The organism is Leptolyngbya sp. FACHB-541, assembly GCF_014695875.1.
In the GTDB taxonomy this organism is placed as follows: Bacteria; Cyanobacteriota; Cyanobacteriia; order Elainellales; family Elainellaceae; genus JAAUTN01.
In genome coordinates this window covers 60,701-83,826 of the sequence record NZ_JACJPC010000141.1, presented here as the reverse complement: position 1 = coordinate 83,826, position 23,126 = coordinate 60,701, and the positions used below count along the sequence as shown (strand labels likewise).

Below are 23,126 nucleotides of genomic sequence, written 5' to 3'. Positions count from 1 at the left end.
CATAACCTAACTCCTTAACCCTTAAAGATACGGTTCCTCTCACCTTTTATACGCAAACCAGCGGAGAACCTCCTATCACAGGAAAGACCTTATGTTAAGTCAGCTTGTGCAGAACAACACAATCAGTACGATTGAGGTGGGCACCAGACAAAAAGACTACTAGATTTGCCGCTCATACAATGATTGAAGCCCAATTAGCTCAAGAATCATGAAACCCAACACAGCTACTGCACTTGAAATGATAAAAGCTATACCTATCCAGGAAAGTGTATTTCCAATCCAGGCTAACAATAATACGCTGCCAACTGTCCAAGCAATTTCGATTCCAATCACCAACCAAACTGCAATAGGTCTGATAGGTTTGGCGCAACCAACAACACAAACATACAGCCCAACTCCCAATACACTCCATCCTAGAATCCTCAGAGCGTCTGGTAAGGAATAGCCGAGTAAAGAGATAGGGTTGGTTGTAAATAGAGTAGAGAGTGAGTCTGCTGCAATCGTCAGCACTGCTCCATAAACAAAACAAACAATACTATCGACGAGAAGAGTAGTTCGTAGAGAGGGCATAAACAAACTCCTTTTGGCTTCTACTTGCTTGAACAAAGCAGTCCAATGGTTAGGATAAGTAGTAGTGCTCTTAAACTCAAAATTTAGGTTTTTGTTGCGTCTCCATCTGGGCTGTTGGATGGCGATCGCAATTTGAGGGAAGAACTTTGAAGGAGGGAACAAAAGTCACGAACGTGACTATCTTTGGTTGCAAAGGAAGTGACCAATCGAATCAGTATTTCATTTTTGTCAATCACAACATTTCGCGGCAAAGACTCACGATACCACTCATAAAACTCTGCCCCAGAAGATTGCAGATAATTTGCCACCTGCTTTGGCATCACTGCGAAGATCTCATTGGCTTGAGTCGGCCAAACAATACGGACACTAGGAATAGCAGACAATGCATTTGCAAGTTGGGCTGCTTGTCCGTTTGCATGATGGGCAAGTTCTAGCCAATGCTCATCCTTTAGCCAACCTATGATTTGGGCACTTAAAAACCGACCCTTTGACAACAAATGACCTGCTCGTTTTCGACGATGTACAAATTGTTCAGCAAGACCAGATTTGAAGATGATTACTGTTTCGGCTGCCAAACAACCATTCTTGGTAGCTCCCAAACACAGAATATCAACTCCTGACTTCCAGGTGAGATCTGCCGGTGTGCAACCTAATGCCGCTACCGCATTTGAAAAGCGCGCTCCATCCATGTGTACTGACAAGTGGTGTTGCCGAGCTACAGAGGTCACAGATGCAATTTCATCTGGCGTGTAAACCAGTCCTGATTCTGTTGCTTGGGTAAGGCTCAAGGCTCGAACTAGTGGATTGTGGGGAATATCAACGCCTGCGCCTTCAAAATAATCTAAAAGATGTTGGGCAGTGAGTTTTCCCTCTCCACGAGCAAGTCCGATCAGGCGAGCGCCATTCGTAAAAAACTCTGGTGCAGTTGATTCGTCCGTTATGATGTGCGCCTGAGCGTGGCAAAGGATAGCTTCCCAAGGTTGCACCAGACATGAGAGTGCCAAACTGTTGGCAGCAGTTCCGGTGGACACAAAAAACGCATTCAAATCGCATTGAAAGGTTTCTCTTAAAGCCTCTACTGCTCTTTTAGTCCAGATGTCATCTCCATATCCGTGGGTATATCCTGCATTAGCAGTCACTATCATCTCCAATACCTGAGGAGATGCCCCTGTTTGGTTATCGCTGCCGAATTGCATTGTTACTCCTGTAGATGTGCTTCCCTGGTTATGCCCTGAGAATACTCGTTAAAGCTCCTTTTAGTCAGCCAACATCTTGCGATAAACGATCTTGTCATCACCTGTCGTGTAGAAGTCACGGATACGTGCCTCTTCCTCATAACCACACTTTGCGTAAAAGGTTCGCGTACGCTCAAAGTCTGGCAATCCTGATGTTTCCACCACCAACATTCGCCCACCACGCGACGCTAGCATTTGTTCAACATAGCTTAATAGTGTCGCACCGCGTCCTTGTCCCTGGCGGTCAGGTCGGATAGCAATTAATTGCAGGTTCCACGTTTGATCGGTCATCCGTTCCGGTTCACAATAGGCAACCCCAACTGGTCCATTATCATCGTCGGTGATCCAGAAACAATCTGTATCGCGATCGCCTCCAAAGTAATCGGACAGCATTTCGTTCAGCGCCTCAAGCTCATTGGGCTGGAAGCCGATCGTTTTGGCTATATCAATTAACGCAATTGTGTCGTCGGGTAGGCTCGGTCGAATCATGGTGACTCCAATATGCAGATCTCGATATGATGCCGTGCGTATTACATTATGTAGTATACGACAGGCAGTTTGATTTAGTGCTGAATTCAAGATGAAAAGCTAATTAGAAAAAGCTGAGAAAAATTTAAGTGAGTTTTATCAAGAGAATATCCAAAAAGCGAGAAAGCTCTTGAAGCGAATAATCCCATAACAAGCTGTTTTTGAACCACAGGATATCCCTTTGGGCATAGTGAAGAATTCGAGGCTGCACTGTATCCTTTAATCACAGAAAAGAGAGTGAGGATCAGTGCAGGAATGACGCTGGAGACAGTAAAGCAAGCTCAAGTTTTGACGCTGGAGAATTCTGAAATTAGGCTTACTATTCGTCCTGATTTGGGCGGACGTATCGACCAATTAGAAGATTGTAAAACTGGGCATTCCTGGCTCTGGCATCCATCACACTACACTCCTGAAACAACGCGATCGCTTCCTGTTGGCGCTTCCTTTGACGAGCAGTGGACGGGAGGTTGGGATGAAGTTTTTCCCAATGATGCAGCCGGATTGTTTCAGGGAAGGACCTTGGCAGACCACGGAGAGTTATGGTCACAGCAATGGGAAATCCTGGAACGTTCACCCCTTAGCATCACATTAGGATACCAGTGTCAGACCGTCCCGATACGAGTAGAAAAGACTATTCAACTTGATCCAGACCGCCCAGAGGCTCGGCTAACTTACTGGTTCCAGAATCAGTCTGAGGCGCAAATTCCATTCCTGTTTAAGCATCATGCAGCGATCGCAATTGAAGCGGGAGACGAAATTCTGCTCCCCGACTGTTGGGTAGAACCTGCATTTTTGGAGTTCAGCAAAATTATTGGTCAACCTGGAAAAACCCGCTTTCCTGAGGCGATCGCCGTTAATGGGGAGTCTGTTGATCTGCGTATTATTCCACCACCCTCCTCTCAACTTCAAGAGTTTTATTACAGTTCTGATTTATCCAGTGGCTACTGTGGCATTCGTCATCAACGCACCCAGTCTGCTTTGCTCATGACGTTTGATACTGCTGATTTTCCTTATGTCTGGATGTTCCAAAGTTATGGCGGGTGGCGTGATCATTATGTGGTTGTAGTAGAACCCTGCACCAATATGCCCTCTGATTTGGAGGAAGCGCATCGTCTGAACACGGCTGCATTTCTGAATCCTCAGGAGAAACAACGTCGAACACTCACTTTGCAGTTACAGCGCGATCGCTCTTCCTATTAAACCGGCAATCATTGATCTTGCATTTTCTAGGCTGTAACCGTCGAAAACGCTAGATTCCCTTTTGGAACTTACATTGCCGGGTTAATAACTTCTTAAGAGCCAGCACAAACAGAATCAAATTAACTAGCGTTTGACTCCACAAAATGCCACCCAACTTGGATTAGCATTTCCCTTTTGAGACGCATAGTATCCCGGTGTGTAATGCACATGAAATGCCTCAGGTGCAAACCCTGCTTCTAAGGCGTAAGTGGGGAAATCGGCAAACTTTGACGAGGCAAGGTAGGGTTCTGAATTTGCCCAAACTTCAGTATCACGGAAATACCGAGCAGCTAGTGTGGGAGGCTGAAGAAATAATTTGCTCTCCAAATGCACCATCATTCCCCCTGGTTTTAGCAAGCGATAGCTTTCCGCAAACACTCGCTTTCTCGCCACCCCAGGAATTTCGTGCAGAAGGATATGACTTACCACTAAATCAAAAGACTGATCGGGAAATTCAGTATTTTCAGCATTCTGTTGAGAGAAATGCACCGTTTGGTTTAAGACTCTTGCACGAGCGATCGCATATCTCAACAGTGACGACCCCAAATCAATTCCCCAAACTTGGGCTTGAGGATAGGTCGATGCATAGGGTAATGTACTGTGACCCACAGAACACCCCAAATCCAAAATCATGTGAGGCTGAAAATCTGGGTAGTGCTGTGCCAAGACCTGATGAATCAAGGTTTGACCCAGTTCATCATTGAGAGGTCCAAACCACCCACGCCCATACAGAAAAACGCCGTGATCGTACAGCACTCCTGAACCAAAACTGTCCTCGGGCTCGTGGAGATAGCCCCCTGGCATTCGGTGGATGTTGGTTTTACGCTGGTGGATGGGAATGTCCAGATCTGGATTTAGTTCCAGTTCTCCTTTCCCTTCCAAATGACCTTGATAGACTGCTTCAAGGCGGTGTCGATCTTCGTCGATCGCTGTCAATACATTAGTCCACAAACGATCTTGGAATACACCGCGACGATAGTTAGTTTCTTTTACCTCAGGACACTCGTCTAAGATCTGGCGAACTCTAAAGTAGAGTTTATCCTGATCTTCTTCGTTAGGATAAGCAGAGGTAATTTCAGCTATCTTGCGCTGAAACAATTGAAACATAGAGTTCCAAAAGTCTTTAATTTCACTAGCAAGCTTCAATTCACCTTCAGGAGAATGAGCTTGGGGAATCAAGTCGTGCTGGTGTTGGGGACAAAGAAAAACCATAATGTTAATCAGAACTGCACTCATATTCAACGTAACCCATGTACCTTAAGCAAGAGCCAAAAAGTATAAAGTCGTAATAGTGGAGTGCTTCATTTAAAACTAATGAATAGCCTCTCGACAGTTAGTTTATTTAAGACTGTTATGCACTGCTGGTACACCTAAATCCTTCTCACTTCTGACATTGATGTCACCCTTTCTAAAAACCGCATTACAGCTTGGTTGAATGGTTCAGGAAACTCCATCCAACAGTTATGTCCGCCATGCTCTAATATCACTAACTCAGCTTTTGGAATCCCGGCAGCAAGTTCTTCTGAAAACTCCATAGGGATGAAGATCTCATCTCTGCCAATTAATACCAGAGTCGAAACTGAGATTTCGCTGATTTGCGATCGCGTGTCATGCTGCATTAGCGCAGCAACTTGCCCAGCGAAACCGTGAGTAGCTAGTGGGTAAGGATGATTGAGTGCCCGCTCGACCGAAGCCGCTACAGTTTCGTCATGTTCAAAAAACTCATTGGTATAAACCCACAAAAAACTATCCCTAATAGAGGTTTCTAAAGACACATTTTCGTTGAGCATCCTGAGCCAGATCTGCACTAAATGTTTTGCTCGGGCAGGAAATCGGGCAGCTGTTGCAGCTAGCAGCAGGCTTCTCACTAACTCAGGATATTTCAGCGCCATAGTCTGAGCAATCATACCCCCCATTGAAAAGCCCAAAATATGAGCGTTATCCACATTCAAAAACTTCATTAAGGCAGCAGCGTCATCTGCCATCATCTCGGTTGAGTAAGCCTCATTAGGAGCATCAGTTTGCCCAACACCACGATTATCGAACACGATGACTTGATATTTCTGCGAGAGAACAGGAATTTGGTTGAACCATGTGCTGCTATCCATGCTCAAGCCGTGAATCAAAACTACAGGTTCACCGCTGCCGTGAATCTCGTAATACATCTCGATATCACCAATCCTGGTTCTAGGCATTCTGCATTCCCATTGCGGCAACAATGTTCCTATTTTGCCTCAGCCTCTCTCGATTGAGAATGAATGATTTTGCTCAGGATTGCTGGCGATCGCCTCTCACCGTTCCTCTTCAAACTATGCCCTAACTAACTCTATCAAGTGAGATTCAGCCCCCCATCTGAAACTAAAATCTCTCCTGTCAGATAGTGACTTGAAACTAACATCGAAGCCACTTGCGCGATTTCCTCTGGTTGTGCGCCACGACCCATCGGAGATCGCTCCTCCCAAAGTCTTCGTGCTGCTGTCCAATCTTTGCTCATTGGGGTGTCAACTAAACCTGGCGCGATCGCATTCACACGAATCTGTGGTGCTAGACTCACCGCGAGCAACTTTGTCATGTGGTTCAGAGCAGCTTTACTAGCAGAATATGGAATTGAAGCTCCTTTGGGGCGAATACCCGCATGAGAGCTAATGTTGAGAATGCAGCTAGGACAGGCAGAACTTGATGACTGACGTAGGGCAGTTTCAGCCTCAGCAATGAGTGTCCAAGGTGCAATAACATTAACCTCATATAGATTGCGCCAGATCTCCGGTGAGGCTTCCTTGAGGGATTGATGTGGAATCGTCGCACTCACCCCTGCATTATTAACCAATACATCCAGCCGACCATGATGCGACAGAACCTCAGTAATCAAATTACGAGACTGGTTTTGGTCAGATAGATCTGCCTGAAAATAAGATGAACCAGGATGCGCTTCTGCTAAGGATTGTCCAACCTGCACCGAAGACTTGGAGTGAAAAGAAATAGCAAACCCATCTTTGATAAGGCGTTTGGCGATCGCTAGCCCTATCCCAGATGTCGAACCCGTGACAAGGGCAACTCTTTGTAATGAATACTTCTTTCTCACCATTGATTCACATGTTGCAAAAGTGAGTGAGACGTTGAGGGTTACAAGTCTGCGGTCATGCCTTCGCGACGCAGGGCTTCAAGTTCGGCGGTAGTGAATTCGCCCAAAGCAACTTCTTTTTCTAAATGGTGGCGTAGGTGAGTGCGAATTTCTTGAAGGCGGCTGTCTTCAGGTTGGCGAGGACGCTCGAGCGGAATGTGAATGGTTTCAACAATGCGTCCGGGGCTGCCAGAGAACAGCACAATTTGATCTGCCAGGGCGATCGCCTCATCCAGATCGTGAGTCACCATCACAACGGTTGCCTGGGCATGGTGCCACATTGCCAACAGATAGCGCTGCATTACCCGACGAGTTTGATAGTCGAGGGAAGAAAAAGGTTCGTCCATCAGGAGAACCTGTGGATTGAGCACCAAGGCACGGGCGATCGCTACTCGCTGACGCATTCCGCCGCTGAGTTCACGCGGTAGTTTGTGGGCATGGTCAATGAGCCCCACATCCGCGAGCAGCCTTCCGGCTCTGAGGCGGCGTTCGTGTCGAGAAATTCCTTGAGTGCGTAGCCCAAAGGCGACATTGTCCTGCACCGTCATCCACTCAAACAAGTTGTGGTGCTGAAACACAATTGCTGTTTCGGGTCCGGGTCGGGTGATCGGTCTGCCGCCCAGCAGTACGCGCCCGGTCGTCGCTGGAATCAGGGCAGCGGCAATTTCTAATAGCGTTGTTTTGCCACAGCCAGAGGGACCAATCAGCGCAGTGAATGAGCCTGAAGGTACAGTGAGATCGACATCCACCACAGCAGGATGCCCTGCATACACTTTGGAAACTTGCTCAAAGCAAAGTTCAGCCATTTGTCCTGCCTTTGCTCCGGGCTTCCCACCAGAGCAGCCGCCGCTGAATCAGCAAAATCAGGCGATCGATCGCAAACCCCAACACGCCAATCGTAATGATGCCCGTCATTACCAGTCGCATGTTGAACTGCTGCTGCCCCAAAATGATCAGCGCTCCCAGTCCAGAGTTGATTCCGGCCATTTCACCCGCCAAAACGGCCATCCAGGCTGCAAAAAAGTTGACTCTTACAATCGTTAGCAAACTGGGAGCTGTTGCAGGCAATACAACCCAGAGCCAGAGCTGATGCCCTCTCGCGCCGAGGCTTCTGGCGGTTTTAATCAGTTCTTGCGGCACGTTTTCGATCGCCGCTGCGGTTGCTAGCGTCATGACTGCAAACACGCCCATAAACACGACAAAAATAGCGGACTGGTCGCCAATTCCTAAAAGCGCGATCGCCACGGGCACCCAGGCAACTGGAGCGATCGGGGCGATCGTTTGAATCATTGGCAGAATCAGTTGTCGCACGGGGTTGACAACTGCTAGCACCGTTCCTAAGGGGATGGCCGCAATCAGTCCCAGAATCAGCCCAATCAAAACTCTAGCTAGAGTTTTGACGATCGCCTCCCCATACGTCACCTGCTGCGGCCCGATTCCTGCTGCGCCGGGTCCTTGCAGAATGTAAGGAATCACCACGCTGGGCGGCGGCAAAATTCGAGGATTGAGCACCTCGGTTGCTGCCCCAATTTCCCAACCTAGTGCCAAAATAATCCAGGCCAGCACAAAAGATAGCCCAGGCATCAAACGGCGCAACCGCCCTCGCGCAAAAGGAGCGATCGCCGGAGATGCCCAGGCAGGTAGACCAGAGGTGGATGGGGAGTCAGCGGGAGGCATGAATTAAGCTGTTTGCAGTGAAGTTTCCTGAACTGAGCCGTCAAAGATCTCGTCAATCAGGTTGGTCTGGTCAGGCTCTAAGTAACCCAAATCTGCCAGGAAGCCAATGCCACTGCGAAGACTCTCAACTCCGGCTTCATCCATAGTCGGTTGAGGCACCTGACGCTTCAGGGCGGGAGCTAGAATAGACGCTTCTGAGCCGTAGAGAGGTGCTAATTCGGCGATCGCCTCTTCGTAGTTTGCATTCAGGTCTTCTGCCGACTGCCGCAGCACCGCTAGATAGTCAGCCAACATATTTGGCTCTTTAGAAATGAAGCTATCAGTGGAGTTGATCACACAGTCTGAAGCCTCCGGACCCCAGGCTCCGTTAGAGTCGCCCAGATAAGTTCCATCTGCTTGAGACACCACCGTTTCGGCGTAGGGTTGCGCTAGCGAACACACATCCACACTTTCTTCAATCAGTGCCTCACCCATGCCTACCATGCTGGGGAAGAAAGTCATTTCATAACCAGAATAGTCTACGCCCAGCTTCTTCAAATGCCCATAGACCACTAATTCTAAAGTATCTAGTTGTAGTGTTCCAATTCTCAAACCCTGCCCCGATGCTTGCTTCAGCTCATCCAGGTTTTTTACAGAACCGTTGCGACCCACTAGCTCAATTCCGCCCTTACCCGAACCGCAGATAATCTTGAGGCTATCGGTTCCCTGGGCATAAGCGGCTACTGTATTCGTCCAAGGGTTGTGGATCACATCTTGAGAACCTGCGACCAGTGCCTGCAAATTTTCGCCCGGCCCGTTGAACTGGGTCAGTTGAACATTTAGCCCCGCGTCAGCAAACATGCCCCGCTGATTAGCTAGCAGCAAATGAGACACACAGCCCGCAGGCAAATGGCCAACTCGCAATACGGTACCGCTACCACTGCCTTCACTCGCTGCTGGAGATTCGGTCCCCCCTTCTGAAGCTCCGTTTCGTTGGGAGGCACAATTTGCAGTGATGAATGCCATAGACGCCAGACAGCAACTCCGAATAAATCCTCGTCGGTTGAGAGAACCAATGGGATGAAATAGATCGTTGCTCACTGCTGATCTCAAACCCTTTTTACCCAATCTCTTGCCCATTCCCATACCAGACCTCTCTTAATGACTAACTGTTCTGGCTGCTTGAGCCAATATTTGAAACTCTGAGAACTTGAGCTTTCTCCTACCAATTCAACTAATAAATTTAATTCGTTGAAGCATTCAGATCTGCCTCTCAGAGTTGAATGTACATGGGGAAACTCCTCAAAAAGCTGAAGTTTTAGCTAACAGGAAAATCTAAATTAAAAGACCTTAAAGGACGGAATTCCCTGTCATAGTTTTACGTACTCACTTCTACAAGTCCATTATTTTAAGCTTGTCTTAAGCGATCGCCCCAACCTCATTTCTCCTTATTTTCCAGATTGGAATGCAGTACTACTGAGTTACATTGAGAACTGAACCGTGCAGAGATTGGTAGCTACGCCCTGTAGAGAATCAAAGACATTCTAAGCATCTCACTTAGAACGCTGTGGACAGGAAAGGATTTGGCTCTGGCACTCAATATTCACCCGACTGTGTGAGTTGCTTTTGTACAAATAATGCTACAGCAAATAGTCTCTTTCAGTTGGCAAACGATGGAATTGTTACATGGAATACATCCGGTGCCATCTCAACAATTCGTTAATATTATGAATGAATTGTATGATCACCGTGAAAGTAGAGCAACTTAGCAGAGAATGTTTGTCTTGATTGGCATAAAGCCATTAGAATCTTGTCAACAAGATATGGTGACCAGTCTATAGCTTGGAATCTATAGCTTGAAACAATTCTTTCAATGTACACAGGGCTACAAACCAATTAATAGACCAGTCGTTATAGTATTATTTTCTTGTTCTCACCGTGAACCAACCCACTAACACCAAAACCCGAATGATTACCGCGACGGCTGAACTGCTTCAAGTTCAGGGCTATCATGCCACTGGGCTGAACCAGATCACCCAAGAGAGCAACACGCCAAAAGGCTCTCTCTACTTCCACTTTCCAGGAGGTAAGGAGGAATTGGCGATCGCTGCTATTGAGGCGGCAGGCGCAGAAGAAAGCCAGAAGATTGAAGCTGTGCTGAATTCACAGGAAGATATTGGAGACGCTGTTCAAGCCTTTACTCAGCTTTTGGCTGAGGGAATGCTCAATTCTGACTTCCGCAAGGGTTGCCCCGTTGCAACCGTGGCGATCGAAACTTCATCAACCCATGAATCTTTGCGCCGCGTTTGCGAACAGATCTACCTGCATTGGTTTGAGCTAATCGAGCAGCGGCTTTTGATGGCTGGCTTCAATCCGGCTGAAACCCGAACTTGGTCAACCTTGATTTTGGCATCGGTGGAAGGAGCACTGCTGCTGAGCCGCAATCAAAAAAGCGTTCAGCCACTAGAGATTATTGGTGAACACATCAAAACCTTGATCAACCAAGCAAAACCTCAGCATCAGCCCCAACAAAATTTTAGTCAGTTGAATTCAGTGAGTTGAGTTCGATTGTGAGTTTACTCCAATTGAGTTTCAATGGTGAGCTAAATTCACTCTGATTTTAACGATTCGGTCGTGTTTCCCTGTTGTAGTTTTTACGTTCTATGTATTGCCGTTAGCTTATAGTGAATAGCTCACAGCAAATGACAATTGACAAAGCTCAAACAAAGCTTAAAAGGTTGCCTTTGGGTTAATTAAGAACAGACAAAACCGCTTAACTCAGCAATAGAATCAGGCTGTCGCATCTTCATTTACCTCTTCGTTCCTTTGCCGCAAAGTTATGGTTCACCACGTCTTAAAGGCAACTTGTGACACTGTTCATTTAGGGGGTTTTTCTCCCAAGCTTAAGCCCGCTCTGGTCATTGATTCGGGTGATAGCATCGATGTTGAAACCTATACGGGCTATTACGTGTATGAGCAAGCCCCTGAAGAGTTTGTCAACGCCGAATTTTTAGAAATTTGTCATAACTTGCCTGCGGAACGCAAGATTGATGTCGGACCGCACTTAATGACTGGCCCTATTTTTGTTAATGATGCAGAGCCAGGAGACGTGCTGGAGGTGAGGCTCAATGCGATTAGCCCTCGGCTGCCTGTCGGGTTCAATGCGATTCGTCCGGGCTGGGGTGCTCTAGCAGAGCGGTTTACCGAAGCCAATCTCAAGTTTATTCGACTTGATCTAGAGAAGGGTGTAGCAGAGTATCCAGAAGGCAGTGGTATTCAGATCCCAATTCGGCCAATGTTTGGCATCTTGGGGGTGGCAACTCCAGAAGACTATAGCTCGATTCCACCAGGAGCTTATGGCGGCAATATCGATAATCCTGAACTGCAAGCAGGTTCTCGGCTGTTTCTGCCTACTTTTTTGCCTGGTGCGCTGTTTTCGATTGGGGATGGTCATTCGGCTCAAGGCGATGGGGAAGTTTGCGGCACTGCGATCGAAACATCGATGAATGGCAGCATCGAGCTAATCGTCCGCAAAGATCTGAAGCTAACCACACCGATGGCAGAAACCCCAACCGACATTATGACGACGGGCTTTGCTGAGACGCTAGATGCCGCCTTTGAGATGGCGCTAGAGAGCATGGTCAACTTTATTGCCGCATTTGCTAACATCTCAGCGCAGGAAGCCTATTGCCTGTGCAGCCTTGCCGCCAATTTTAGGGTGACTCAGGTGGTGAATAGTCCCCAGCGTGGCGTACACGGGCTACTGCCCAAGTCAATTTTTGCTAACCGTAGAATAAGTTTGTAAGTTTTAGCCTTAACTGATTAGTGCAGATCTAAATATCAGCCTGAATATCAGTTTTGAGTAATAGTTTCCCTGGGGCGATCGCTCTATTCCTGATCGCTCACTCTATCCTAAAGGTGGTTTATCCATGTCACTTGTCACTAATGGTTCTCAGCAGACCCGTGTGATTAAAAGCGATGAAGAAGCGATCGCTGTTGCTCAAGAGCTTGCCGACGAATTTGCGATCGGTGCTTCCAAGCGTGATCAGGAGCGAATTCTCCCCTACAACGAAGTTGAAAAGCTTTCCCAGAGTGGCTTGTTAGCAATCACCGTCCCCAAGGAGTATGGGGGGGCGTTCGTCTCTAATGTGACGCTCATGGAAGTGTTGACCATTCTCACGGCTGGAGATTCCAGCCTTGGTCAGCTACCGCAAAACCATCTTTACTCCGTTGAGGCTCTGCGGCTCGATGGCACCGAAACCCAAAAACAGTTTTTCTTTAGCCAGATTCTTAACGGAATGCGCTTTGGCAACGCCTTTTCAGAGCGAGGCACCAAGAATGTAGCTGACCTGAAAACTAAGCTAACCCGCTCTGGTGATGATTACCTCCTTAATGGTCAGAAGTTCTACTCTACCGGAGCGCTGTTTGCTCACTGGATTCCGGTACTGTGTGTGGACGAAGAAGCAGGCGAAGGCAGAACCTCGATCGCCCACATTCCCAAAGAGACCAAAGGAGTCACTGTCATTGATGACTGGTCTTGCTTTGGGCAAAAAGGGACAGGCAGCGGCACCACTATTTTTGAAAACGTCCCCGTCAAAGCAGAACATGTTTTACCCCACTATCTCGCTTTTGAGCGCCCGACCTGCATGGGCTCGTTTGCTCAAATTATGCACGCAGCAGTCGATGTGGGGATTGCCCGTGATGCCATGCGTGAGACGATTCAGTTTGTTCGCAAAAACCCACGTCCCTGGATTGACAGCGGCGTAGACTACAGCTACCAAGACCCGCTGCTAATTCACAAAATCGGTGAAATGGAGCTGAAACTTCACGCAGCCGAGGCGATCTTGCGACGAGCCGCAGAATTCATGGATCGCACCTTTGCTGATATGAATGAAGAAACAACGGCTGCAACTTCGATCGCTGTTGCTGAATCGAAAGCAATGGCTGAGGAAGCCGTCATCTTTATCACCAACGCCTTCTTTGAAGTCAGCGGCACCAAATCGACACTCCAGCAACTCAATCTCGATCGCCACTGGCGTAACGGCCGCGCCCACACGCTGCACGACCCTTCTCGCTGGAAATATCACGCGGTCGGCAACTACTATTTGAATGATGCAAAGCCACCTCGTCACGGCTGGATCTAAGTCCCCGTAGGGGCGTTTCGCGAAACGCCCTTACCCAACTGTTGCCCTACTTTAGGGGATTAAGGACGAAACAGGTGAGAATGCTCTGGGTTATAGAGGCGCGATCGCGCTTCTACACCTTCCCCCTGTCCATCTACCCCTCTTAATGCCGGACTGATTAAATACATCGTCGTCCGGATCAGCTTCTCCTGCTCGGTCACAGCTGCCATCTGGTCGAGCGGCACAATCCAAATTTTCTCGTCTGGCCAACCTATGCGAAAACATACCGCAACTGGAGTATCTGCTGGATAGTGCTGCAACAACTTTGCTTCAGCTGCTTGAATGTGTCGCGCACTGAGATACAGACACAGGCTTGCTTGATGAGTGGCTAAGGATGCCAATTCCTCTGCCTCTGGCACCTGAGTGCGTCCGCTAATCCGGGTCAGGATGATCGTTTGCACCAGTCCGGGCACAGTCAACTCAACCTTGAGCTTTGCCGCCGCTGCCTGAAATGCGCTGATGCCCGGAATCACCTCAAACGGAATTTCTGCCGCTGCTAGCGCCTGCATTTGCTCGTGAACGGCACCGTATAGCGTCGGGTCACCAGAGTGGAGACGAATGACGGATTTGTGCGATCGCACCCGTTCCACCATCAGCGGCAAAATCTCCTCCAGCGTCTTATCTGCCGTCCGCACGACCTCCGCATCAGGACGCACGATTTGCAGAATTTGCCTGGGCACCAGTGAATCCGCAAACACAACTACATCTGCCCGAGCCAGCAGCTTTTGAGCTTTCACCGTCAGCAGATCTGGATCACCCGGCCCAGCACCGACAATGTACACGCCTGGTATGAGAGGCACATGAGCATTCGGTGCATTTAGTTCATCGACATCTACAACAGCTTTAGCAACAGTCATTAAACCTACAGTCCTCAAATCCAGGTCGTTCAGCAATTCTACTTTAAAGCCAACGTGAACTTCTTCTAAGGAACCATAAACTGCATAAATGCTTCCGGATCAGAGTCGCCCAGTCGGTATAGAGGAATGGTAGATGCACCCTGATTAAAGCCCCGAAGTTAACTCTTCGGGGTTTTTCTTTTTAAAGAAACGTTATTACAAAGACCAGATAAATCTGTATAGAGCCTCCGGATTTGTCCCCTTCAATCGGTATAGAGGAATGGTAGATGCACCCTGATTAAAACCCCGAAGTTAACTCTTCGGGGTTTTTCTTTTTTGATGACAAAAACTTACTTTGATATCCCTCAAGATGGGGGAATACTGAGTACAGATCGGGAAATAAGATGCTTCCTAGATAATTTTATAAAGACCAGATAAATCTCATGGAGTCTCCGGATTTATCCTCTTCAATTCGTATAGAGGAATGGTAGATGCACCCTGATTAAAACCCCGAAGTTAACTCTTCGGGGTTTTTCTTTACTACTGCAAAACTGAAGTTTTTACTGCGATCGCTCAGTTGATTTTGGTTGTCCAGTTAACCCATACTCAATAATGGCGATCGCAATCGTGATGAGCGCCGCTACAACATTGGGAGAAATCGAGATTTCACCGAACGTAAGGGAAGCAATGCCATCTCCGTTAGTATCTGCTGTCGAGTTAACTTACGATGCTTCTTCTTCGTCTTTTAGCCCTTTCGGTTGAGTAATTTGTGTGGCGTAAATTTCTACATCTTGCTGAATAATTTGCTCGACCTGGCTGGCGAAGATGTTAAAAGCCTCTTCGTGGGTTTTGTAAGGTAGGTAGGGACCACTCAATTCAAAAAATTGCCAGCCTTGTGTTTTGAGGGATTCTACGCTACGTCTGTAGTTGCGCCAGCGATCGCCATAGTTAAAAAATTGTTCAGTTGCAGCACTGATCGCTACGACCTGACTCAGCACAAAAGCAGACCAGCTAATCGCATCTCGAATATAGATCGCTGAATTAGTTTCATTCGCTTCTGAGTTGCCAAGGTTGAGAATGCCCGCGCTGACGCTGCTTAAGCTAATTAACGCTGGAATGATGACACCGCCTACAATAGTGGTCAAGCGCAGTCTGTAATATAGGTCACGCGCTCGTCCAGCACGTCCTTCCATCCAGAGGATCTGGTCAAGCCAGCGCGATCGCAAATAGTGTTTTTGCCGATCCTTTAGCTCCAGATTTTGAAATAATTCACCAAAGTCTTTTTCTAAAAATTCTCGATAAGGATCTTTTTTAGCCACAGTTTACTCCTTAGCAAGAAAGGCTTGTTTAATCTTTTTGAATAATGTCCTAAAGTCTGTTGTCAAGTCTATCGCTTGCACTAGCCCAGATGATATCAGGTCTTCGGCTCGTTGATCGGTTGCTTTACCCCGTAAAACGGCAGCCAGTACGTCTGCTGTACGTCCACTACCCGCAATCACAACTACAGGTCGCCCTTCTTGAATATTTTGAGACGCGTCTTTCCAGGTCACCTCTCCCCCATTGATCAAGATGACTATTGAAGGTTGAGAGTCAGCTAAGGTTGAGGCAATTTTGGCAATCCAGGGAGATTCATCTCCCCAACTAGAGCCCGGAACTAAAGCAAAATGCGTATGGTTTGGCTCTAGCAGAGAGGCCTCATCGGATGCATTCGAAGCGTTAGGCAACGTCGCCAACCCAATCGGGGCAACACCAATCAAGGGAAACGAGGCGTTAATTTGGGTGCGGGCTTCTCCCATCAGTTTCATAATGCCTGCGTCGGTGCCACCATCAACCACAAAGGTTTTCATGTCCTTTGCTAGAGGAGCCAACACTTTCACAAACAATGCCTGCACTCGCCTGCGGTCTGCATCACTCAACTTACTCGCACCGCCGACTACCACCAAAACGGGACCTGGACCTTGCAAGCCGAGTTGGTTGAGCGCATCTGGTAAATCAGCATCTCGTTGGAGGTGAATTGCTTGTGCCGTTCGACCGTTTTCAAACGTTAGTTGAAAGCTTTGTTCCATGTAGAGGTGAAAAATAAAATACCCATTAGCTTATCGCTTTATCGCATTCTGATTGAATTTTTACATCCTGATTTTTGAAGTATGCCCTAAAGCAGATTGAAATAGTTAATTTTTGTGCGAACGGGGCACGAAAACTCAACGTTGACCAAGCAAATGTTGACCAAGCAGACTCTAGAGCCTCTCTAAGTGCGATCGCAAAGTCGGGATCAAAAATTGCGTTAACGTATGCGCGTCAACGCCGAATTCAGTTCGTTCTTGGGCAGCTTGAATGCCTGCTTGAGCGTGCCACCAAGTCGCAGTTTGAACGATCGCTTCTGCTGAGGTGGAATGAGCGATCGCCTGTGCTAGTAGACCACCCAGCAAGCCAGTCAAAACATCGCCACTGCCGCCACGGGCCAGGGCCGGAGTGCTTTCAGGGTTTACCCAGACGATGCCTTGAGAATTGGCGATCGCGACTCGTGCGCCTTTGAGCAGCACAACTGCCTTGCTTTGCTGGGCGGCTGAACGAACGGCCGTAATGCGATCGCCCAGTTGCTCACCCAGATTGGGAAAAAGCCGCTTAAATTCGCCGGGGTGAGGCGTGAGAATTGTAGGTGCCTGCCGCTGAGCAATTTGGGGCATCCGGGCTTGGTTTGCCAGAATGTTTAATCCATCTGCGTCTAAAACGAGTGGGCGATCGCTAGCGAGAACTTGCTCTACAACGGAGTCAGCATTTTGGGTCAGACCCGGACCACAGGCGATCACACTATATTTGCTCAGGTCGGTTTCGTCGGGCAGTTGGGCGATCGCACCCGATTCGTCTTCGACACAGCCCAGCGTCAAGGCATCGGGGAGTTGGGAAATCAAAATAGATTTGAGCGATTCGGGCACGGCAATGGAGAGCATCCCGACGCCACTGGCTCTTGCTGCCAGAGAAGTTAGAACGGCAGCACCCATATACTGACGGGAACCGCAGATCAGCAACAAATGCCCCTGCTTGTACTTGTGGGTAGTGGGCGATCGCGCAATCGAGAGGGGTGCGATCGCCGTTTTTGCCGTAATTCGATGTACCTCAGGGGTGCCCAGTATCGCTTGAATATCGGCAAGCGGCAGGTCAATGTCGATTAACTCAGCCGTTCCTATATATTTCAATGCTTGATCTTGCAGAAATGCAAGTTTCCACAAACCCAAGCAAAAGGTGCGATCGGCACGAACCGCAGTGCCTAAAGCCTCCCCGGTGTCGGTATGAATGCCAGAAGGTAGGTCAATGCTGAGAACGGGCTGAGTCCACTGATTGATATGGTTGATGGCGTCGGCGATCGCCCCTTCTAATGCTCGGGTTAGCCCATACCCAAACAGTCCATCGATCAACAAATCACAGGTTTCTAAAGCGGTGAACTGATCAGAGCAGGGAATGCCCAAACTAGCAGCATATTGGGCATGGTGGTCAGTCAATTGCTTGAGCTTGGTTAGCGGTTGGTAGAGCGTAACTTTATAGCCCCGAAAGTGAAGCTCACGGGCAATTACCAGCGCATCGCCGCCATTGTGTCCTGGGCCAACCAGAATGCCAATGTGAAGAGCTTGCGATCGCGGATAGAGCGCCTGAATCCGTTGGGCAAGGAGTCCGCCTACCTTTTCCATCAGCGCTGCCACGGGCATCCCCGCCGCAAACACCCGCGCCTCGATTTCTGCCATCTGGTTGGCGGTGACTGCAAAGTGCTGGATTTGCTCTAGCCGTAGGACGTTCAGCACGATTCAAAGCTCAAAACTTCCTAACGCCTATAGTAAACTCTGGCATCCATACCAAAGTCTCTAAAGTAGCGATTCCAGCGAGTGGCTGCACTGCGGTTGGCAAAGGGACCGACCAAGACGTGAGGTCCAAAAGGCTCTCGCCTACTTTCTGCAACTTGAGCCAGCCTTAAATTTCCACCCAGCCGCACCACTTGAGCATAAATAGCGGATATGTCGTCCGCATCTCCCGGAATGGCAACATAGTAGGAGTCATCCGGAATCGGCGTATTGGCTTGAGCAACTTCAGTGTCGCTAAAGTTAGACTGCTGTCCAGAAGCCTCTGGGTTAAACGTTGCTGCTGGCAGCAGTTCAGGGGAGGGCAGGCTAGATCCCCTTGAGGCGACTGTCTGGGTGTTTGAATTGGCTAACACCACACCTGGAACCCGGACCACCTCAGCCCCAATGCCTTGAGCAGCAAGCTCTGCAACCCGCCGTTCTGCGCTATCGGTTTGGTTAAACACGCCTGCCTGGATTACCTGCCGTCCATCATAGTTTTGGAAGAATGCGCCTGATTCCACCCGTCTCACCTGGTTTAGCAGAAGCGGGCTGTCTCCATTGACGTAAACCAGAAAGCGTTCTGAAGCATCAGTCGAGCCAGATTGCTCTAGATCAGCAGAGTCCGGAGCCGGATCATTGTACTGTTGTGGATACTGCTGGGGTTGAGTCGGTGCGACCGGAATTTCTTCCCCAAAAGTCACAGACGGCGGCGGTGGCAGACCATCCACAATCTGCTGTGCCATCAACACGTTTCTGGGTAACGGCTCTGCCCAAGCCGGAGCAATCATCCAACCGCTTCCTAGTAGCACGGAAATTGAGATGAAGCTGAGTAGCCCCGACTGTTGCAACCTAAAAGGATGACAAGATGTAGGCGATTTGTGGTGGAGGTTGCTCATGATGCGATCGCCCCTTTTCATAAGGCTATTGAGTCGTGTTTTTGGAATTCGGACTTACCAAACGATCTAACTTGTGGTAGCAAAATTTGCAGCAAGTTTAACACGACAGTGACCCGTAAAGCGCTCATTAGAGGTTTTTAGGTTAATTCCACAACGGCTGTATCTGCTGATAGACGACTTAAGGCTCATATAACCGCTAATCTGACGTAACCATTACATAGCACCCGTAGTCTCACCTACTTTTCTTTACCAGGTATTCAGCAAGAGCCGTTTGGACAACTCTGACACCTCTGGTGCTGTTTTTGCTTTAAGTCACCGTCTTTTGGTGGCATTTTAGACACCTCAAAGGCTCTGATGGAGGATAGCTCGCTCATGATGACATCCAGTAGTCCCACACGGGGGCAGATAGAACGTGCCTTGGCACAGCGTATCCAGGCCCTCTATCGAGAAAAATTGGGACATCGACTAGAAAAAGTTACCTGTCAATTTTTTGATGAAAAACTGGCAATCATTCTGGAAAAGTCTACGACCCACGCCGAGCAACTTTTGCTAGCCACAGAGCAAAAAGAACTTGCCGTTAAGCTGCGTTGGCAGATAGACATGGCCATCAAGCCTCAAATCAAGACCATGATTGAGGAGATCGCTGGAATTTCTGTGATTGCCTTGCTTAGCGATACGGCTTTAGAAAGTGGATTTTCTGGGCTACTCGCTGTTCTCAGCAGCCCTCCGCCGGTGCGCGACCCTGCATCAATTCCTAAAATCAGAAGAGAAAAGACACTTGAGGTAGATGAGTAGCCGCAACCGCCACTAACTCTTCAACTTCGTAAGGTTTTTTGATCAGTCCATTGCAGCCTGCCCTCACTGCTAGTTCCCCGTAAGGAGATTGACAAAGAGTTGTCACCGCAATGATGGGAGTGGCGATCGCTGTTTGCCGCAGCTGCTTTATCAGTTCAATGCCATCGATGTCGGTCAGCATGAGCTCACTCAAAATGAGATTAGGTTGCTTTTGCTGAACGACTTCTAATGCCTCTAACCCTTTTGTAGTTGATATTGACGAACAACCACATAAGCCCAAAATTTGACTAGCCAGCCATAAGCTATCTGCATTACTGTCAATCACGAGTACCAGGGATTTTTTCTCGGTTTCAGGCAAACCGCTACGAGCAAAGTGCTCCAAGTCCATCAAAAACTACTCTCAGCAGGCGTAGGGTTGAGCCACCGACTACAGGGCTCAATTAAAGTTGTGGTGACGTTGTGGACGGGGCACTTCTGAGATAGGTGCAGAGAATTGGCTCGTTGGAGGTTATCCAGTTTATTCCCTGGTGCTGGCTAGACCAAGGGACATCAGTAGACAATCCCTATATTCCTGCAAATGAGATAGTTAGAGGATAAATAATTCTTCTAAAAATGAAGAAATCTAAAGATTTTTATAGGATTTGAGAAATATTTAAGGACCTCCAGACCTGCTATGGGAAAGCTTTGTAACGATCATTTCCTTGCCCCAAGGAGTTCATTTAACCCATTGCCAAACGGTTTTGTCGCTAAATGTTAGCCTAAGTAAGGGAAAGTATGCTCAGTGTTAAACAGACCTAACCCAGCAAAAACCCAGAAAATAGGATTTTTAAAGTTAAAGTCGCCTCATCAGTTCATGGACAAAGTTGTAGTTGGGCTATCGGGTGGAGTTGACAGTTCAGTTGCGGCCGCAGCACTTCATCGTCAAGGCTATGAAGTCATTGGGCTGACCCTTTGGCTCATGAAAGGGAAAGGGCAGTGCTGCTCTGAAGGCATGGTGGATGCGGCTCAGCTTTGTGAGCAGTTAGAAATTCCGCACCACATTGTGGACAGTCGGGATGTTTTCCAGTCTAATATCGTAGATTATCTGGTCAGCGGTTACGGTGCTGGAATTACGCCGTTGCCCTGCTCTCAGTGCAACAAGGCGGTGAAGTTCGGGCCAATGTTGCGCTATGCCCAGGATGAATTGGGGATCGACCGGATCGCGACGGGACATTATGCTCGGATTAGCTATGATTCCCTGAGCGATCGCCACCAGCTTCGCCGCGCTGTCGATCGCAGTAAAGATCAGTCCTACTTCCTCTACGATTTGACGCAGGATCTACTGGCTCATTCCCAGTTTCCTCTAGGAGAGCAGACGAAGGTAGAAACCCGCAGACTAGCGGCTGAGTTTGGGCTACACACAGCAGACAAGCCCGAAAGCCAGGATCTTTGCCTGATCGAGGCTCACGGCTCAATGCAAACTTTTCTCGATAAGTACCTGGCACCCCAAAAGGGAGACATCGTTGACCAGTCAGGACGGGTGCTGGGGCAGCACGATGGTATTCATCACTACACGATCGGGCAGCGCAAGGGGCTGGGGATCGCAGCAGCACAACCTCTTTATGTCATCGGTATTGATGCAGGACGCAATCAGGTGATTGTGGGCGATCGCGACAGCACTCACCAAACTGAATGCACCGTTCAACAGGTGAATTGGGTCTCCATTGCAGCGCCAGACACACCGATCCAGGCTGAAGTTCAGGTACGCTACCGATCAGCAGCCGTTCCTGCCACCATCATTCCTCTGGAATCGTCGGAGAACGGCGCTACTCGCGTCAAGGTGATTTTTGACGAACCTCAGTTCAGCATTACCCCCGGACAGGCAGCCGTTTGGTATCGCGGCGATCTGTTGCTTGGCGGTGGGTTAATCGAACCCCACAGCACAGTACGATAGGGGTTGGTTTTGAACTGAACCGGGATCAGTGCTGCTTGCTCAGCCTGATCACATGCTGCTAACCTCTTTACCTCGACTTCAATGACTCAGCACGTAGACAACATCGCCCCGCACGGCGGGCATCTGATTAATCGGGTGGCGACTCCAGAGCAACGCCAGCAATTTTTAGTAGAGGCAGATGCTTTACCTAGAGTGCAGCTAGACGAACGCACCACGTCTGACCTGGTGATGATTGCGATCGGTGGGTTTAGCCCTTTGACCGGCTTTATGAACTCGTCGGACTATGAAGCCGTCGTCACGACAATGCACCTGGCTAATGGTTTGCCCTGGTCAATTCCGGTTACGCTCTCGGTGACGGAGGCGATCGCAGAACCCCTCAAAGAAGGCAGCAAAATTCGCCTGGATGATCCGAATGGTGAGTTTGTCGGCATCCTGGAATTAGAGCAAAAATATCGTTACGACAAGGTCAAAGAAGCCGTCAACGTTTATAAAACAGACGACGAAGCACATCCGGGTGTGAAAGTGGTCTATGAGCAAGGCCCAATCAATTTAGCGGGTGCAGTTTGGCTGTTGCAGCGTGATCCCCATCCTTTCTTTCCTGCCTATCAGATCGATCCGGTGGACTCGCGATCGCTATTTCGTGAAAAAGGCTGGAAAACTATTGTCGGGTTTCAAACGCGCAACCCGATTCACCGCGCCCATGAGTACATTCAAAAATGCGCTCTAGAAACTGTGGATGGGCTGTTTCTCCACCCGTTAGTTGGAGCCACCAAGAGTGACGACATTCCGGCTGACGTGCGAATGCGTTGCTATGAAATTATGCTGAAATACTATTTCCCCCAGGATCGCGTAACTCTGGCAATTAACCCAGCCGCAATGCGGTACGCTGGCCCCAGAGAAGCAATTTTTCACGCTCTAGTGCGGAAAAACTATGGCTGCACTCACTTTATCGTCGGCCGAGATCACGCTGGAGTAGGTGATTATTACGGCACTTACGATGCTCAATACATCTTCGACGAATTTGATCCCAAGGCGTTAGGGATCAGTCCGATGAAGTTTGAACACGCTTTTTACTGCACTCGCACCCAGTCGATGGCGACGACAAAAACTAGTCCCAGTACGCCTGACGAGCGAATTCACTTGTCTGGAACAAAGGTTCGTCAACTGCTGCGTCAAGGTGAGCTACCACCCCCTGAGTTTTCTCGCCCTGAAGTTGCAGCAGAGCTGGCACGGGCAATGAAGGTTGCGGCAGAAGTTTAGTCATTTGTCGGGTTAGCAACGCAGAAGTTTAGCAGCGTAGA

22 protein-coding genes are annotated in these 23,126 nt (G+C 48.7%); 7 read left to right on the top strand and 15 right to left on the bottom strand.

Going from position 1 to position 23,126, the window contains the following annotated elements:
• Window positions 1-159: 159 nt before the first annotated feature.
• The 3 genes from H6G00_RS31230 to H6G00_RS31220 form a co-directional block, all read right to left on the bottom strand.
• Complete coding sequence (locus H6G00_RS31230; protein ID WP_190799694.1) at window positions 160-570, bottom strand: hypothetical protein; 411 nt, start codon at window positions 568-570, stop codon at window positions 160-162.
• 83 nt (window positions 571-653) lie between these two features.
• Complete coding sequence (locus tag H6G00_RS31225) at window positions 654-1,766, bottom strand: low specificity L-threonine aldolase (protein ID WP_190799693.1); 1,113 nt, start codon at window positions 1,764-1,766, stop codon at window positions 654-656.
• 60 nt (window positions 1,767-1,826) lie between these two features.
• Window positions 1,827-2,294: a GNAT family N-acetyltransferase gene (locus H6G00_RS31220; protein WP_190799692.1), complete on the bottom strand. Its 468-nt coding sequence runs from the start codon at window positions 2,292-2,294 to the stop codon at window positions 1,827-1,829.
• Between the two features lie 294 nt (window positions 2,295-2,588).
• On the opposite strand from H6G00_RS31220, the gene H6G00_RS31215 reads away from it, so the two are divergent.
• Entirely contained in the window at window positions 2,589-3,533 is a 945-nt protein-coding gene (locus H6G00_RS31215; protein WP_190799691.1) for a DUF4432 family protein, read from the top strand.
• 123 nt (window positions 3,534-3,656) lie between these two features.
• Here the strand turns inward: H6G00_RS31215 and H6G00_RS31210 are convergent, their stop codons facing one another.
• The 6 genes from H6G00_RS31210 to H6G00_RS31185 form a co-directional block, all read right to left on the bottom strand.
• Window positions 3,657-4,784, bottom strand: coding sequence for a class I SAM-dependent methyltransferase (locus H6G00_RS31210; protein ID WP_190799690.1), 1,128 nt, complete (start codon window positions 4,782-4,784; stop codon window positions 3,657-3,659).
• Between the two features lie 158 nt (window positions 4,785-4,942).
• Window positions 4,943-5,767, bottom strand: a complete 825-nt coding sequence (locus tag H6G00_RS31205; RefSeq protein WP_190799689.1) for an alpha/beta hydrolase — start codon at window positions 5,765-5,767, stop codon at window positions 4,943-4,945.
• Between the two features lie 134 nt (window positions 5,768-5,901).
• Complete coding sequence (locus H6G00_RS31200) at window positions 5,902-6,657, bottom strand: SDR family oxidoreductase (RefSeq protein ID WP_190799688.1); 756 nt, start codon at window positions 6,655-6,657, stop codon at window positions 5,902-5,904.
• Window positions 6,658-6,695: 38 nt separating this feature from the next.
• Window positions 6,696-7,499 carry an ABC transporter ATP-binding protein gene (locus H6G00_RS31195; RefSeq protein WP_190799687.1) on the bottom strand — a complete coding sequence of 268 codons (804 nt, stop codon included), beginning with the start codon at window positions 7,497-7,499 and terminating at the stop codon, window positions 6,696-6,698.
• The gene (locus tag H6G00_RS31190; RefSeq protein ID WP_190799686.1) at window positions 7,492-8,370 is read right to left on the bottom strand and encodes an ABC transporter permease; all 879 of its coding nucleotides are present in this window, start codon (window positions 8,368-8,370) and stop codon (window positions 7,492-7,494) included. The genes H6G00_RS31195 and H6G00_RS31190 overlap by 8 nt, the downstream gene beginning before the upstream one ends.
• Window positions 8,371-8,373: 3 nt before the next feature.
• Window positions 8,374-9,450: an ABC transporter substrate-binding protein gene (locus tag H6G00_RS31185; RefSeq protein ID WP_199318820.1), complete on the bottom strand. Its 1,077-nt coding sequence runs from the start codon at window positions 9,448-9,450 to the stop codon at window positions 8,374-8,376.
• Window positions 9,451-10,287: 837 nt separating this feature from the next.
• On the opposite strand from H6G00_RS31185, the gene H6G00_RS31180 reads away from it, so the two are divergent.
• The 3 genes from H6G00_RS31180 (at window position 10,288) to H6G00_RS31170 (ending at window position 13,493) form a co-directional block, all read left to right on the top strand.
• Complete coding sequence (locus H6G00_RS31180) at window positions 10,288-10,911, top strand: TetR/AcrR family transcriptional regulator (RefSeq protein ID WP_190799685.1); 624 nt, start codon at window positions 10,288-10,290, stop codon at window positions 10,909-10,911.
• A 277-nt stretch (window positions 10,912-11,188) separates the two neighbouring features.
• Window positions 11,189-12,154, top strand: a complete 966-nt coding sequence (locus H6G00_RS31175; protein WP_190799684.1) for an acetamidase/formamidase family protein — start codon at window positions 11,189-11,191, stop codon at window positions 12,152-12,154.
• A 124-nt stretch (window positions 12,155-12,278) separates the two neighbouring features.
• Window positions 12,279-13,493, top strand: coding sequence for an SfnB family sulfur acquisition oxidoreductase (locus H6G00_RS31170; RefSeq protein WP_190799683.1), 1,215 nt, complete (start codon window positions 12,279-12,281; stop codon window positions 13,491-13,493).
• 59 nt (window positions 13,494-13,552) lie between these two features.
• Here the strand turns inward: H6G00_RS31170 and cobM are convergent, their stop codons facing one another.
• The 5 genes from cobM to H6G00_RS31145 form a co-directional block, all read right to left on the bottom strand.
• The gene (cobM, locus tag H6G00_RS31165) at window positions 13,553-14,389 is read right to left on the bottom strand and encodes a precorrin-4 C(11)-methyltransferase (RefSeq protein ID WP_190799682.1); all 837 of its coding nucleotides are present in this window, start codon (window positions 14,387-14,389) and stop codon (window positions 13,553-13,555) included.
• Window positions 14,390-15,090: 701 nt separating this feature from the next.
• Window positions 15,091-15,687 carry a DUF4231 domain-containing protein gene (locus H6G00_RS31160; RefSeq protein WP_190799681.1) on the bottom strand — a complete coding sequence of 199 codons (597 nt, stop codon included), beginning with the start codon at window positions 15,685-15,687 and terminating at the stop codon, window positions 15,091-15,093.
• Between the two features lie 3 nt (window positions 15,688-15,690).
• On the bottom strand, window positions 15,691-16,434 hold the full coding sequence (locus H6G00_RS31155) for a hypothetical protein (RefSeq protein ID WP_190799680.1): 744 nt from the start codon (window positions 16,432-16,434) through the stop codon (window positions 15,691-15,693).
• Window positions 16,435-16,605: 171 nt separating this feature from the next.
• Window positions 16,606-18,165 carry an NAD(P)H-hydrate dehydratase gene (locus tag H6G00_RS31150; protein WP_347278249.1) on the bottom strand — a complete coding sequence of 520 codons (1,560 nt, stop codon included), beginning with the start codon at window positions 18,163-18,165 and terminating at the stop codon, window positions 16,606-16,608.
• Window positions 18,166-18,185: 20 nt separating this feature from the next.
• Window positions 18,186-19,118: a hypothetical protein gene (locus H6G00_RS31145; protein WP_190799679.1), complete on the bottom strand. Its 933-nt coding sequence runs from the start codon at window positions 19,116-19,118 to the stop codon at window positions 18,186-18,188.
• Between the two features lie 351 nt (window positions 19,119-19,469).
• On the opposite strand from H6G00_RS31145, the gene H6G00_RS31140 reads away from it, so the two are divergent.
• Window positions 19,470-19,892 (top strand): DUF2294 domain-containing protein, encoded by a 423-nt coding sequence (locus tag H6G00_RS31140; protein ID WP_242042611.1) that lies wholly within the window; start codon window positions 19,470-19,472, stop codon window positions 19,890-19,892.
• Here H6G00_RS31140 and H6G00_RS31135 read toward each other — a convergent pair.
• On the bottom strand, window positions 19,858-20,280 hold the full coding sequence (locus tag H6G00_RS31135; protein ID WP_190799678.1) for a response regulator: 423 nt from the start codon (window positions 20,278-20,280) through the stop codon (window positions 19,858-19,860). The two genes, H6G00_RS31140 and H6G00_RS31135, sit on opposite strands and share 35 nt — an antisense overlap.
• Before the next feature lie 465 nt (window positions 20,281-20,745).
• Between H6G00_RS31135 and mnmA the strand changes: the two genes are divergently transcribed.
• Both mnmA and sat read left to right on the top strand, forming a co-directional pair.
• Window positions 20,746-21,825, top strand: coding sequence for a tRNA 2-thiouridine(34) synthase MnmA (gene mnmA / locus H6G00_RS31130; protein ID WP_190799677.1), 1,080 nt, complete (start codon window positions 20,746-20,748; stop codon window positions 21,823-21,825).
• Window positions 21,826-21,906: 81 nt separating this feature from the next.
• Entirely contained in the window at window positions 21,907-23,085 is a 1,179-nt protein-coding gene (gene sat, locus H6G00_RS31125) for a sulfate adenylyltransferase (RefSeq protein WP_190799676.1), read from the top strand.
• Window positions 23,086-23,126: the final 41 nt, after the last annotated feature.